A 13,498-nucleotide genomic window follows, 5' to 3' on the forward strand; every position below is an offset into this window, starting at 1 on the left:
TTTTAATTTTTTAGTTGACGATTAAATATCATTATTGTATCTATCAAATTTAGTCAAATAAAATATCTTATAATGAAAAAAAATAAATTGGACTTTCAAGATATAGCAAAGGTTTTTGAGATGCCTTTTTTGGACTTACTTTATCAAGCTCATCTCACGCATAGAAAAAATTTTAAAGTGAGTGATATTGAATTATGCACATTACTAAGTGTTAAAACTGGTGCTTGCCCCGAAGATTGCGGATATTGCTCCCAAAGCTCAAAACATAATACAGATATCAAAATAGAAAAATTGATGACAACTGATGAGGTAGAAAAAAATTGTAAAATTGCAAAACAAAAAGGATCAAAAAGATTTTGTATTGGTGCAGGATGGAGAAATCCACCAAAGAAGCATTTTGAAAGAATTTTAGAAATGGTAAAAGTAATTAAAAATAATGGTTTAGAGGCATGTGCAACACTTGGAATGTTAGATAAAGATCAAGCAATGAGATTGAAAGAAGCAGGCCTAGATTACTACAATCATAATATAGATACTTCAGAAAATTATTATAAACAAATAATAACTACACGAACATTTCAAAATAGACTGGACACATTAGAAATAGTCGACAATATAGGAATAAATGTTTGTTGTGGAGGAATAGTTGGAATGGGAGAAAATAGAGAAGATAGGATTAATTTTATATTAACTCTGTTAAATCTAAAAAATCCACCAAAAAGCATCCCTATTAACATGTTAGTTCCTATTAAAGGCATTCCTCTTGAACACGTCAAAAAAATTGACACCATAGAATTTGTTAAAATGATTGCTACAACAAGGGTATTTTTTGAAAAATCAAGAATTAGATTATCAGCTGGAAGAGAGAGTATGTCAGAAGAAATGCAAGCTCTATGCTTTTTTGTAGGAGCTAATTCAATTTTTTATGGAGATAAACTTCTAACAACCAATAATAATGACGTCAATCAAGATTTAGATTTTATGAAAAAATTAGGAATCAATACTGATTTACAAAATAAAAATGCTAACTAATAGATTATCCGAAAAATTAACTAAATATAAATCACTAGAATTACTAAGAGAGAAAAAAGTAATTAATAAAAAGGATAATAATTTATTACATATTAAAAATAAACAATTATTGTCTTTTACAAGTAATGATTATTTATCTCTTTCACATGATATAAAATCAGGGTTAGAAATAAATAATTGTATTAATAATTATGGATCAGGAAGCGTTTCATCAGCTCATATTTCAGGGTATTTTGACATACATAGGGATTTAGAAAATAAATTTTGTCAAATTTATAATAAGGAATCTTCATTATTTTTTAATTCTGGTTATAACGCTAATATTGGTGTTATTTCAACGATGGCTAACAGAGATACAACAATAATATCTGATAAACTTTGCCATGCATCTATTATAGATGGAATAATCATTTCTAGAGCAAAACACTTACGTTATGAACATAATAATATGCAATCTTTAGAAAATTGTCTTTTAAAGAGCTCTGGAGAAAAAATAGTTATTACAGAAAGTGTATTCAGCATGGAAGGAGATATATGTCAAATCGATAAAATAACAGCATTAGCTAAAAAATATGGAGCATTCCTAATAATTGATGATGCTCATGGATTTGGGACAATTGGTAAAAATGGAATGGGAATACTTGATTATGCCAAAAATCCAAGTGGTATAGATTGTGTAATAATACCTCTTGGAAAATCATGCGCAAGTATGGGAGCAATAGTATTGGCAAAAAAACTCGTGTGCAACATATTAAATCAATTTGCTAGAAGCTATATTTACACTACAAACATTCCTCCTATTATTACCTATTTTGCATTACAGAACTTAAATAAAATTGTAAGTGATCAAATAAGCTTCCATAAACTATCAAATATAATCGAATATTTTATTGCAAAAGCAATTGAAAAAAAAATCCCATTAATCTCACATGATTTAACACCTATAAAATCAATACTCATTAATAAAGTAAAACAATTATTAAATATCAAAGATTTTTTATACAAAAAAGGAATCTTAGTTTCTGCAATAAGATATCCTACTGTCCCAAAAAATAAAGAAAGAGTAAGAATATCCCTTAATTCAAATCATACTGAAGAACAAATTAACTTCTTAATAAATACTTTAACTGAGGCAATGAATGAATAATTTTTGCAGAATTAAAAGAGAGATAAAAGATTCGTTTGATTTAGTACATTCTACATATGATGATCGTTCGAAAGTGCAAAAATTATGTGGCAAAGAATTAATAAAAAACTTATTAATTTTTTATAAAAAAGAGTATCAAAATGTTATAGATTTAGGTTGTGGAACAGGCATTACAACAAGTATGTTATTTGAAAAAATAAAATTTAATAAATCATATGCTTGTGACTTTGCACCTAATTTATTAAATCTTGCTCAAAATAGATTAAAAAAATTTTCTACAAAAATATTAAACTCTGACTACTATATTATTTTAAATAAGAATTTAAAATATGATTTAGTTTTTTCCAATATGTCATTTCAATGGTGTTTAGATATTAAACATTTATTAAAACTAATATATACAAATTTAAAATACTATGGCATTTTGAGTTTTTCAATGCCTATAAAAGGTACATTCCAAAATATACCAAGCCAATCTAAAAATAATTTTTATAATTTAGAGTATTTGAAAAAATTAATTCAAAATATTGGATATAAGATAATTTTTATAAAAGATATAAACTATGAACAACAATTCCCATCTTTCATTGATGCTATTAGATCAATAAAAAACACTGGAGCAAACATATTAATAAACTCTAATAAAAATAATTTTTTCAATAAGAAATTAGCTAAAAATAAATTTACTTTAAATTACAATATAGGATTTTTTATTTTACAAAAATGTTAGATAAATATAAAAAAATATTCATCACTGGTACAGATACAAATGTTGGCAAAACTTATTACAGTGTAAAGTTACTAAGAGAATTTAATGCAAAAGGTTTCTCAACAATTGGAGTTAAACCTATTTCAACAGGCTATGATACAAAAAGCAAAATTAATGATGATGCAAAAAAGCTTTATGACGCTTCTAGTATTAAAATTCCAATAAATGAAGTTAATCCATTTTCATTTAAAGAGCCAATATCTCCAAATATTGCAGCTAAAAAAGAAAATGTAGATTTAAGTGTAGAAAAAATTATTCAAGAATTAAATAAGCTTGATAAATATAATTCTGACATACAAATAATTGAAGGGGTTGGTGGCTGGGATGTACCTATTAACTCAAATGAAAATATGTCAGATTTAGTAAAAAAACTAAATATACCTGTAATTTTAGTCATTTCAATTAAATTAGGATGCCTAAACCATGCTATACTTACATCAAAAGCTATTATGAATGATAATGTTACTGCTATAGGATGGATTGCAAATCGCATTTCCAAAGATGAGTTTGAGATAAACGAAAATATTAATACACTAAAAAGTAAACTTAAATTTAAACTATTAGATATTATATAATTTAAAATTTTTGGCTGAGTTATATATTTTATCTATTTTAATGTTAATTATTATGTTTATTTATTTTATTAATTATTTAAGCATAATAAAAGGACAAGCAATAATGCTAATAAGCTATATACAATTATCTTGAAGAGCTTGAGATATAATTTTTAGCTTAGCAACATCAGTGCTTGCTCCACCTACTAATACACCATCTAAAGACTTTACCTTACATATTTCATCTATATTTTTTTCATTAACAGAGCCACCATAAACAAATTTAGCAGAACTTAATCCAGGTATTGATTTTAATGCGCTGAGAACCTCTTCAATTTGTTCTATAGATGGCACTTTACCACTTCCTATCGACCAAATAGGTTCATAGGCTATAATTATATCTTTATCTTCTATACCATTTACTTGTGGTAGTGATTCTATGGTTTGGTTTATTAAAAATTTAATATAGTCAGATTTCTCTCTTAACTCTAATGTCTCTCCTACACATACAATAGGAATAATACTATTTTTTAAAGCAATTTGAACTTTAGATGCAACTATATTGCTAGATTCATTATTTCTTTCTCTAACCTCTGAATGACCTAAAATACAATACTGACAACCAACATCTGTAAGCATTGAAGCTAAAACTTCGCCAGTATTTGCATTAGATTCAGATGAACAGAGATTTTGAGATCCAATAGAGACCTCAAAATCCTTTAATTTGTTAGCAACGCTTTGAAGATGTATATATGATGGGCAAATAACTATATCTAAATCTTTTAGAAAAACTTGATCCTTTATTTCATCAATCTTTTTATTTACATCCGAAAAATTCTTTATATATGTTTTCCAATTAGCTATTAGAATTTTTCTTTTTTGCATTTTTACCTTTTTTAGCAAAAGTATTTTTCTTATATTGCGAAATTTTTGCAACAGCTTTTTTTGCTTCGCCACTTAACTTATCATATTCTGAATCAATTTTAGAGTAATAATCATCAACTTCTTTTTTTACTGATTCTGATAAATTCTTGGTTACCTTACTATAATCAAATTTTTTATTCTTATGATTGTCTGCAGATTTTTTATGATTTTCTAAATTGCTGGAATTATGTTTATCACAAGCAATAGAAGTAACAATAAGTGTTAAACATAAACTTGATGATATAAGTAGACTTCTTAAATGTTTATTCATATTTCTATACCTTTAATTGTTTAATATTCTTTGTATAAATTTAGTTGATCTAAAGTAATTGTAAAATAATATATTACTTTGTCATCAATTTTTCCATTCATTTTTGCAGTTATAAGAGGAATTTGTTCTTTAATTAAATATGGAGCTAAAATTTTAATATCTTTAACATTATTATTTTCTGGAAAAAACATCTTTGTCTCCATTGGTTGAAAACTCTGATGTTCTATCTTAAATATAACATTTGGATTTACAGAATTCACTTTACCTGGATACACTGTAATAAACTCAAATTCTCCTAAATTATTGCTAATAATATTTCCTGATCCTGCAAAATTTTCATCATAATGTTCGCTATATTTATCATAATTAAATTGATAATATCCCATAAAATTTGATTGCCAAATACTCACTTTAGCACCTGAAATTGGAACACAATCTTTATCTAAAACCTTGCCTTTAATTATTATTTTTTTTCCTTTAGCTACTTCAAAAGAATTATAATTTTTAGTTAAATCATTGGAATTTTTAGCTTGAGGCAACACACCTACACTCCACAACTCAGGAGTTACAGGACACGACATAGTCTCACCTGCTAAACTTTCACCTAATATAAATGCAACAATAACTGTAAAAACTATAAATTTTTTAATCATCTAAAGATTTATACATAACTATATTGACGTAGTATATATTCACGAACATAAATTTAAAACTAGATTATAAATAAAAGTTATATTATTTCTCAATAATCTTTAATTCATAAAATATTTTTATTATTTATGAAAATTTCATTATGCCAGATTAATTTAGAAAATGGAAATTTAAAATATAATTTTCAAAAAATAAAAAATTATTTTGAAAAAGAACAACCTTATTCTGATATAGTTGCCTTCCCAGAGCTATCTTTAACAGGATACCTACTAAAGGATTTGGTTAAAAATCATGATTTTTTAAATGAAGTTTTAAAATTTAAAGCAAAAGTAGTTGAATTTACAAAAGAAAAAAAATGTGCCCTGCTATTTGGATGTCCAATTTTAAAGAATGATAAAATATTTAATTCGGTAATTATAGCATATGATGGAGAGGAAATATTCAGTGTAGACAAACATATTTTACCAAATTATGAAGTTTTTAATGAACCAAGAAATTTTTCAGAGTCAGAAAAGGAGTCTAGGGTATTTGAATTCAAAGGAGAGAAGATAGGAATTTTAATTTGTGAAGATGCCTGGCACGATCATATACCAAATGTTTTAGCAAAAAAAGGAGCAACACTTTTTATTATCGTTAATGCTTCGCCATACGACCTTGGTAAGCATAAAAATAGAATGGAAATTGCAAATAATATAGCAAAAAAATATAACAAGCCTGTGGCATATTTAAATACTTTTGGTGGATATGATGAATTAGTATTTGATGGAGGAAGTTTTATAGTTGATAAAGAGGAGTATTTTATCAATGAACCATATTTTTGGAAAGAAGGTGTAATAAGGTTAAATACCTCCAATAATACTCCTTGCTCAAATATAAAACCTATTTCTGAAGAAGAAAATATCTATCAAGCTTTAGTTTTATCTGTAAGAGATTATTTTAAAAAGAACAATTTTACAAAAGCAGTTATTGGACTTTCTGGAGGCATAGATTCTGCATCAATTGCAAGCATCTGTGCAGATGCACTAGGTCCAGGTAATTTGAAATGTGTTATTCTACCATCTAAATTTAATTCTGAAGAAAGTATGAAATACGCTTTAGAATTAATAAAGAATATAGGTTGTGAAAAATTGACTATACCAATTGATAATATTTTTAATAATTTCACCAATGCTGTAAAAATTTCATTCAACTCTAAAAACTTAAAAGAAATAACTGTTCAAAATCTACAAGCAAGAATTAGAGCTGTGTTACTGATGGGTATTTCAAATGAAGAAAATTCACTGTTACTTGCAACCTCTAATAAATCAGAATCAGCTGTGGGTTATACAACAATTTATGGAGATATGTGTGGTGGATTTGCACCTATTAAGGATGTATATAAAACTCAAGTTTATAAACTTGCAAAGTGTCGAAACAAAAATGTCCCAACAGGTAGTTTATGCTCAAAATTAAATATAATACCAAATTTCATTATTGAAAGAGAACCTTCTGCAGAACTCAGCCACAATCAAAAAGATTCAGATCAACTTCCACCCTATGAAATTCTTGATAAAATTTTATATAACTTGATTGAGTTAGACTTACCCCAGAAAAAAGTTTCAGAAAAAAATAATGTTGACTTAGATTTAGTAAAATCTGTAGCGAATATGATTAAGAATAGTGAATATAAACGTAGTCAAGCTCCTGTTGGACCAAAAATCTCAACCAAAAGCTTTAACTACGATAGAATTTATCCTGTTAGTTATTAAGTATTTTAGATTCTAGGCCAGAAATTATATTTCATTCAATATTATATTAGTGTCTCCAGCTATTAATAAATATAATGTTGTTTCATCTAGTAAAGAAAAATCTACATTAACTTCTTTTAATGGTTGAACAATTTCTTCTCCAAATTCTTGAATTAATTCATATGAATAAGAGCTATCATAATTAAAATTGGAGAAATTTACATTCAATTCTTTTAGAAATTCTATAATTCTCACTCCATGTAACTTAACAAAAAAAGTTACATATAAAGGCTGTAAGTTAGAAAAATCTAAATTAAGTTCTTCGAATGTTTGCAACGCTGTTTTTTCATTACACTTAATTATATTACTCATCTGATGATAAGTTATTTTTGAAAAATCTGTCTCTGCTTTAATTAGAGGCTTAATTAGCTGTGGTCCAACTTTGCATAATAGTTCTACTACCATTTTAATAGGTAAATCTGAAAAATCTGCACCTCCTTCTTTAAGAATATCTACAACGCTTTCTCCATGCAACTTAACAAAATTAAATATATCATTATTATCAAAATTATAGGTATTAAAACCAAAAGACATAAGTTTAGAGATAATATCTAAAGGCAAATGTATTACCCAATATTTATAAACAAATAAGAAATCAATAAAAAATACTGTAAAAGTGAAATAAATAGGATTAAGTTTAGATGTTAAATAAGTAGGATTAAGTTTAGATATGATACTATTATTACCAAACTCATTATTTATTTTAGTTTCTATATTTGGTCCAATAAATGGAACCATAACCCATGAAGCAATAGTTCCAGCAAATACTCCAAATTTTTCTTGTCCAAAAGACATAACTTAATATTACTAAAAACTGTTATATAACTGTATTGACTTGATAAAAATAACTTTTTAACAGGACAGTAGTATATATAAAATCAGGATTTAAGTCTAGTGTTAATTTGAAATTTCTTGAACTTTCCTTATAACAGAAAATAAACCATTGCTTCTGCTTGGACTTAAGTGATTTTTCAAATCAAGTTTATTAAACACCTGTTCAAAATTAATCTTATTAATCTGATCTTTAGTCTTACCAGAATAAATACGAAGCACAATTGCAAGCAAACCTTTTACAATCATTGCATCACTATCTGCATAAAAATATAACTTTTCGTGATTTTGCTTTATAACCAACCAAACTTGACTCACACAGCCATTTACTTTATTTGACTCAACTTTTTCAGCTTCATCTAATTTTGGTAATTTTTTTCCTAGTTCAATAATATATGAATATTTTTCTTCCCAATCATCAAATAATTCAAATTCTTCTATTAGCTGATTTATTTCATCATTCATTTTGCTATTGACCAGTTATTAAGCAACATATATAATTGGGACAAAAATAGTACTATTTTAAATTAATTGCAATAAAGTTATGATAAAAGTTAATAGATTAACCGACTATGCGACATTGATAATTTGTGAAATGGCAGAAGATAAAAATAGTATTATTAGTGCTAAATCACTTAGTGAAAAAACTAAAATAAGTGAAGCTACAGTAATAAAATTGTTAAAAATGCTCTGCAAAAAAGGACTATTAGCATCTCATAGGGGAATTTCAGGCGGATATGAATTAATAAAGAAAATTGATGAAATTAATATTCTAAATGTTGTAGAGGCAATTGAAGGAGATATATCTCTAACTTTATGTGGCAAAAATAGTTTAGAAACTTGCGAATATAATACTGATTGTAAAGTCAAACATGGGTGGAATAAAATTAATAACTTATTTATGCTTGCACTTCAAAGCTTTACAATAAAAGATTTTATCAATGATAGCACATATTTTGAACTTAAAAAAATTAGTTAAAAATGAGCAATAATACAACTGTACATGAAGAATTTTTAAATCAGGATTATAAACATGGTTTTATAACTAATATTGAATCTATAAAATCTCAAAAAGGGCTAAATAAAGATGTAATTGAATATATTTCAAATAAAAAGGAAGAGCCAAAGTGGATGCTTGAAAAAAGGTTGCTGGCTTATAAAATATGGATGAATATGAAAGAACCAAATTGGGCAATGATAAAGCATCCAAAGATTGATTTTCAAGATATATATTATTATTCAGAACCAAAGATTAAAAAGAAGTTAAATAGCTTGGATGAGGTTGATCCAGATATTTTAAAAACATATCAAAAATTAGGAATTCCAATTCATGAGCAAAAAGCACTGGCAGGCGTTGCTGTAGATGCTGTTTTTGATAGCGTTTCTGTAGCCACCACATACAAGGATGAACTGCAAAAGCATGGAGTAATATTTTGCTCCATCTCTGAAGCTATCAGAGAACATCCTGAGTTAGTAAAAAAATATTTTGGGTCAGTTGTTCCACATTCAGATAACTTTTTTGTAGCATTAAATTCTGCTGTTTTTAGTGATGGAACTTTTGTATATATTCCTAAAAATACAAAATGCCCTATGGAGTTATCTACATATTTTAGAATTAATGAAGCAAAAACAGGACAATTTGAACGAACCTTAATTATCGCTGATGAAGGAAGTGAAGTAAGCTATCTTGAAGGCTGCACAGCTCCACAAAGAGATGAAAACCAATTGCATGCAGCAGTAGTAGAACTTATAGCTCTTAAAGATGCAACAATAAAATATTCAACTGTACAAAATTGGTATCCTGGAGATAAAAATGGAAAAGGTGGTATATATAACTTTGTAACAAAAAGAGGGCTATGCAAAGGTAGTGGTTCCAAAATTTCTTGGACACAACTTGAAACAGGTTCTTCTATTACTTGGAAATACCCAAGTTGTATACTAAAAGGAAATAATTCAGTAGGAGAATTTTATTCTGTTGCACTTACAAATAATCATCAACAAGCCGATACTGGTACCAAAATGATACACATTGGTAAAAACACATCTAGTACTATAATTTCAAAAGGAATATCAGCAGGAAAAAGTAGTAATGTATACAGAGGTTTAGTTAATATTTTACCATCAGCCAAGCATTCACGAAATTATACTCAATGTGATTCATTGTTGATTGGTAAAAATTGCTCAGCATCAACTGTTCCCTATATTGAAGCAAAAGATAATTCATCAACTATAGAGCATGAAGCAACTACCTCGAAGGTAAATGAAGATCAATTACAATATTGCAAGCTTAGAGGAATTAGCAATGAAAGTGCAATATCATTAATTGTAAATGGTTTTTGCAAAAATGTTCTAAAAGAATTACCTATGGAATTTGCAGTAGAAGCAAAAGCATTGCTTAGTGTTAATCTTGAAGGAGCTGTTGGATAAAATTAATAATTATTATATATAGAAATGTTACTTGAAATATCAAATTTAAGCGCTAGTGCAGATAATAAAAAAATTCTTAATAATTTAAATTTAAGTATTAAGAAGGGAGAAGTGCATGCTATAATGGGGCCTAATGGCACTGGCAAAAGTACTCTTGCAAATGTCATTTCAGGAAAAGATGGTTATGATATAACTAATGGAAGCATAAAGCTATCTTCCAAAGATTTATCTCAAATTCCTTCAGATGAAAGAGCTAGAATGGGTATATTTATGTCTTTTCAACATCCAATAGAAATACCTGGGGTGAGCTGGAATAGTTTTTTGAAGGCATCTATAAATTCAATTAGAAAAGATCAAGGCAAAGATGATATAAACCCTGTTGATTTTTTAAAAGAGTTAAAAGAAAAAGCAAATTTGCTTGATATTGATTTTAAATTACTAAAAAGAGATGTTAATTATGGGTTTTCAGGGGGTGAAAAAAAGAAATTTGAAATCTTACAAATGCTTATGTTAAAACCTAAACTTATTATATTAGATGAGATTGATTCAGGGCTTGATGTTGATGCACTTAAAGTGATTTCCAAAAACATAAATGAATACAAAAACAAAGATACTTCTATTATAGTTATAACACATTATAATAGACTTTTAGATTATGTCGTTCCAGATTTTGTTCATATTTTTTCCAGTGGAACAATTATTAAATCTGGTGATAAAAAATTAGCAAAAGAAATAGAAATGAAAGGCTATGATAGCTTCAAATAATATGTCTAAAAAGCTAAATCTTCCATCAAGAAAAAATGAAAAATGGAGGTATTCAGATTTAAATTTATTAGAGATACCTGATTATAAAGATAGTGAATTAATAAAAAAAGACCATTTTTTTACTCAAGATAAAGGGTTTTACTATATTGTGATTTTGGAAGGCAAGTTTTCCAAAGAAAAATCAATCTTACCTAAAGAAGGGATAGAAATATCATGCTCAAAAGATGATATTACCAACTTTAATAAGGGATTAAAATTTGAGGATAAATATCAAGTATTACAAAATTTAGATAATAATGATGATATTGTTTTTATTAACATTACCGAAAATATCGATAAACCAATAAAATTAATAAAGTTAACTTCATCGAATTCTACTTTTTTTACAACTTTCATAAATATAGAAAAAAATTGTAATGTAAAATTTTATGAAAATTTTATTCAACAAGGAAAACATAACAATTTTATAAATAATGTCACAAGAATCAGTTTGAGTGATTATGCAAGTTGCAAACACTTTATTCAGAAAAATTTCGAGGGAGAAGTTAGGTTCATTAACACTACTGAACTTGCTTGTGATTCTAATTCTATTTATGAAAATTATTCGGTGAATGCAATTGACAAATCTTATAGATTTGAATCTGAAGCACATCTAAATGGTGAAAAGGCACAGGCAAATTTTTATGGTGTTAATATAGCAAGTAACAATCAAATATATGATATTGTAGTAGATATCAAACACAATGCTTCAGATACTTTGAGCAATCAACATTACAATCAAGTATTAAATTATAATTCATCTGGCTCTTTTTATAGCAATGTTTATATAGCAAAATCTTTAAATAATCTTGAAGCTCATCAATTAAATAAAAACCTAATATTAGATGAAAAATCTAAAGCTTACTCAAGACCAATGCTTGATATACACTCTGATGATGTTATTTGCTCACATGGCTCAACAACTGGTAATATAGATGAGGAAGCACTCAACTATCTTGCAACAAGAGGAATTAAACTTCTATATGCTAAACAATTAATTATTATAGGATTACTCAAGTCTGTTTTTTCTAATAGCAATTTAAAAGAATCTGAAATTGATGATTTATACTCGCAAGTTTATAATTCAATTAAGTTAATTAGCTAATGAACATTATTCGTAAAGATTTTCCCTTTTTTAATCAAAAAGATTGCATAACTTTTCTAGATTCTGCTGCAAGTAGCCAAAAACCAAAATGTGTTATTGATAAACTCTTAGAATTTTACTCATATAATTATGCCAATATTCACAGAGGAATATATAACTTAAGTTCAAAAGCTACAGAAAATTTTGAAAAAGTAAGAACAAATGTTGCCAAATTCATCAACTCTAGCTCAGATAAAAAAATAGTATTTACAAAAAGTGCAACCGAGGGAATTAATCTTGTTGCACACTCATTTGGTAAAAAATTCATTAATAAGGGAGATGAAATCCTAATTTCTACTATGGAACATCATTCCAATATTGTTCCTTGGCAACAATTGTGTAAAGAAAAAAAAGCTAAACTAACTGTTATTCCAATAAAAAAAACTGGCGATCTAGATTTCATTGAACTTGAAAAAATCATTTCCACAAAAGTTAAAATTATTGCTGTTACACAAATGTCAAATGTTTTTGGCTCAGTTGTTGATATTAAAAAGGTAGTAAAAATTGCTAAAAAATATGGAGCAAAGGTTTTGATAGATGCTTGTCAGTCAATAGCACATATGAAAATAGATGTGACAGATTTAGATTGTGATTTTTTAGTTTTTTCTTCTCATAAATTATATGGGCCAACTGGTGTTGGGATTTTATATGGAAAATATGATTTATTAGATTATATGGATGTTTATCAAACAGGTGGTTCAATGATAGAAGATGTATCATTTGAAAAAACCACATTTTTAAAATCTCCACATAAATTTGAAGCAGGAACTCCACAAATTGCAGAAGTTATAGCTTTTGGCGAGGCTATTGACTATCTTAACTCTATTAACCTAGAAAAATACTGGAAAGAAGAAGAAGAGATTGCAAAATATATAAAAACAGAAATAAAGAAATTAGACAATTTTAATATTTTTGAAGCTAACCAAGATACAAGTATAATTTCTATAACTCATAAAAAAGCGCATCACTCAGATATAGGAGAAATTCTTAACAAATGTAATGTTGCAATTCGAACTGGTCATCACTGTGCAAAACCACTTATGGATTATCTTAAAATTCCTGGTACAGCAAGAATATCATTAGGAATATATAATAATTATGAAGATGCTGAAACGTTAATTACAGCTTTAAATAAATTCAATAAACTGTTTTCATAA

Annotated in this window: 15 protein-coding genes; 10 read left to right on the forward strand and 5 right to left on the reverse strand. The window is 27.0% G+C overall.

What is annotated here, in order from left to right; genetic code table 11:
• Nucleotides 1–72 precede the first annotated feature (72 nt).
• The 4 genes from bioB to bioD are packed head-to-tail and all read left to right on the forward strand — an operon-like array spanning nt 73 to nt 3,523.
• Complete coding sequence (gene bioB, locus h2es_RS02175; protein WP_154510985.1) at nt 73–1,032, forward strand: biotin synthase BioB; 960 nt, start codon at nt 73–75, stop codon at nt 1,030–1,032.
• Nucleotides 1,022–2,179, forward strand: a complete 1,158-nt coding sequence (locus tag h2es_RS02180; protein WP_154510987.1) for an aminotransferase class I/II-fold pyridoxal phosphate-dependent enzyme — start codon at nt 1,022–1,024, stop codon at nt 2,177–2,179. Before bioB ends, h2es_RS02180 begins: the two co-directional genes overlap by 11 nt.
• Complete coding sequence (locus h2es_RS02185) at nt 2,172–2,909, forward strand: methyltransferase (RefSeq protein ID WP_154510989.1); 738 nt, start codon at nt 2,172–2,174, stop codon at nt 2,907–2,909. Before h2es_RS02180 ends, h2es_RS02185 begins: the two co-directional genes overlap by 8 nt.
• Nucleotides 2,903–3,523, forward strand: a complete 621-nt coding sequence (bioD, locus tag h2es_RS02190) for a dethiobiotin synthase (RefSeq protein WP_154510991.1) — start codon at nt 2,903–2,905, stop codon at nt 3,521–3,523. Before h2es_RS02185 ends, bioD begins: the two co-directional genes overlap by 7 nt.
• Before the next feature lie 114 nt (nt 3,524–3,637).
• Here bioD and tpiA read toward each other — a convergent pair whose 3' ends face one another.
• From tpiA to h2es_RS02205, 3 genes are read right to left on the reverse strand one after another with little or no spacing between them, the layout of a single operon-like run.
• Nucleotides 3,638–4,387: a triose-phosphate isomerase gene (gene tpiA / locus h2es_RS02195; RefSeq protein WP_154510993.1), complete on the reverse strand. Its 750-nt coding sequence runs from the start codon at nt 4,385–4,387 to the stop codon at nt 3,638–3,640.
• Nucleotides 4,359–4,697, reverse strand: coding sequence for a hypothetical protein (locus tag h2es_RS02200; protein ID WP_126044730.1), 339 nt, complete (start codon nt 4,695–4,697; stop codon nt 4,359–4,361). Before h2es_RS02200 ends, tpiA begins: the two co-directional genes overlap by 29 nt.
• Nucleotides 4,698–4,717: 20 nt before the next feature.
• Nucleotides 4,718–5,350, reverse strand: a complete 633-nt coding sequence (locus h2es_RS02205; protein ID WP_154510995.1) for a dioxygenase family protein — start codon at nt 5,348–5,350, stop codon at nt 4,718–4,720.
• Nucleotides 5,351–5,476: 126 nt separating this feature from the next.
• Between h2es_RS02205 and h2es_RS02210 the strand changes: the two genes are divergently transcribed.
• Complete coding sequence (locus h2es_RS02210) at nt 5,477–7,096, forward strand: NAD+ synthase (protein WP_154510997.1); 1,620 nt, start codon at nt 5,477–5,479, stop codon at nt 7,094–7,096.
• 24 nt (nt 7,097–7,120) lie between these two features.
• On the opposite strand, the gene h2es_RS02215 is transcribed toward h2es_RS02210, so the two are convergent.
• Both h2es_RS02215 and h2es_RS02220 read right to left on the reverse strand, forming a co-directional pair.
• On the reverse strand, nt 7,121–7,930 hold the full coding sequence (locus h2es_RS02215; protein WP_154510999.1) for a hypothetical protein: 810 nt from the start codon (nt 7,928–7,930) through the stop codon (nt 7,121–7,123).
• A gap of 102 nt (nt 7,931–8,032) precedes the next feature.
• Nucleotides 8,033–8,431 (reverse strand): SufE family protein, encoded by a 399-nt coding sequence (locus h2es_RS02220; RefSeq protein ID WP_154511001.1) that lies wholly within the window; start codon nt 8,429–8,431, stop codon nt 8,033–8,035.
• Nucleotides 8,432–8,510: 79 nt separating this feature from the next.
• Between h2es_RS02220 and h2es_RS02225 the strand changes: the two genes are divergently transcribed.
• The 5 genes from h2es_RS02225 to h2es_RS02245 are packed head-to-tail and all read left to right on the forward strand — an operon-like array spanning nt 8,511 to nt 13,498.
• Entirely contained in the window at nt 8,511–8,945 is a 435-nt protein-coding gene (locus tag h2es_RS02225) for an SUF system Fe-S cluster assembly regulator (protein ID WP_154511003.1), read from the forward strand.
• A 2-nt stretch (nt 8,946–8,947) separates the two neighbouring features.
• On the forward strand, nt 8,948–10,393 hold the full coding sequence (gene sufB / locus h2es_RS02230) for a Fe-S cluster assembly protein SufB (protein ID WP_154511005.1): 1,446 nt from the start codon (nt 8,948–8,950) through the stop codon (nt 10,391–10,393).
• 24 nt (nt 10,394–10,417) lie between these two features.
• Nucleotides 10,418–11,158, forward strand: coding sequence for a Fe-S cluster assembly ATPase SufC (gene sufC, locus h2es_RS02235; protein ID WP_154511007.1), 741 nt, complete (start codon nt 10,418–10,420; stop codon nt 11,156–11,158).
• A gap of 1 nt (nt 11,159) precedes the next feature.
• Nucleotides 11,160–12,302: a SufD family Fe-S cluster assembly protein gene (locus h2es_RS02240; protein WP_195909955.1), complete on the forward strand. Its 1,143-nt coding sequence runs from the start codon at nt 11,160–11,162 to the stop codon at nt 12,300–12,302.
• Nucleotides 12,302–13,498, forward strand: coding sequence for an aminotransferase class V-fold PLP-dependent enzyme (locus tag h2es_RS02245; protein WP_154511011.1), 1,197 nt, complete (start codon nt 12,302–12,304; stop codon nt 13,496–13,498). Before h2es_RS02240 ends, h2es_RS02245 begins: the two co-directional genes overlap by 1 nt.

This window comes from Rickettsiales endosymbiont of Trichoplax sp. H2 (assembly GCF_009690945.1).
Lineage (GTDB): Bacteria > Pseudomonadota > Alphaproteobacteria > Rickettsiales > Midichloriaceae > Aquirickettsia > Aquirickettsia rohweri.

Coding starts and splice junctions, on each gene's coding strand:
- bioB (WP_154510985.1), top strand. CDS start 73: ATGAAAAAAAATAAATTGGACTTTCAAGATATAGCAAAGGTTTTTGAG.
- h2es_RS02180 (WP_154510987.1), top strand. CDS start 1,022: ATGCTAACTAATAGATTATCCGAAAAATTAACTAAATATAAATCACTA.
- h2es_RS02185 (WP_154510989.1), top strand. CDS start 2,172: ATGAATAATTTTTGCAGAATTAAAAGAGAGATAAAAGATTCGTTTGAT.
- bioD (WP_154510991.1), top strand. CDS start 2,903: ATGTTAGATAAATATAAAAAAATATTCATCACTGGTACAGATACAAAT.
- tpiA (WP_154510993.1), bottom strand. CDS start 4,387: ATGCAAAAAAGAAAAATTCTAATAGCTAATTGGAAAACATATATAAAG.
- h2es_RS02200 (WP_126044730.1), bottom strand. CDS start 4,697: ATGAATAAACATTTAAGAAGTCTACTTATATCATCAAGTTTATGTTTA.
- h2es_RS02205 (WP_154510995.1), bottom strand. CDS start 5,350: ATGATTAAAAAATTTATAGTTTTTACAGTTATTGTTGCATTTATATTA.
- h2es_RS02210 (WP_154510997.1), top strand. CDS start 5,477: ATGAAAATTTCATTATGCCAGATTAATTTAGAAAATGGAAATTTAAAA.
- h2es_RS02215 (WP_154510999.1), bottom strand. CDS start 7,930: ATGTCTTTTGGACAAGAAAAATTTGGAGTATTTGCTGGAACTATTGCT.
- h2es_RS02220 (WP_154511001.1), bottom strand. CDS start 8,431: ATGAATGATGAAATAAATCAGCTAATAGAAGAATTTGAATTATTTGAT.
- h2es_RS02225 (WP_154511003.1), top strand. CDS start 8,511: ATGATAAAAGTTAATAGATTAACCGACTATGCGACATTGATAATTTGT.
- sufB (WP_154511005.1), top strand. CDS start 8,948: ATGAGCAATAATACAACTGTACATGAAGAATTTTTAAATCAGGATTAT.
- sufC (WP_154511007.1), top strand. CDS start 10,418: ATGTTACTTGAAATATCAAATTTAAGCGCTAGTGCAGATAATAAAAAA.
- h2es_RS02240 (WP_195909955.1), top strand. CDS start 11,160: ATGTCTAAAAAGCTAAATCTTCCATCAAGAAAAAATGAAAAATGGAGG.
- h2es_RS02245 (WP_154511011.1), top strand. CDS start 12,302: ATGAACATTATTCGTAAAGATTTTCCCTTTTTTAATCAAAAAGATTGC.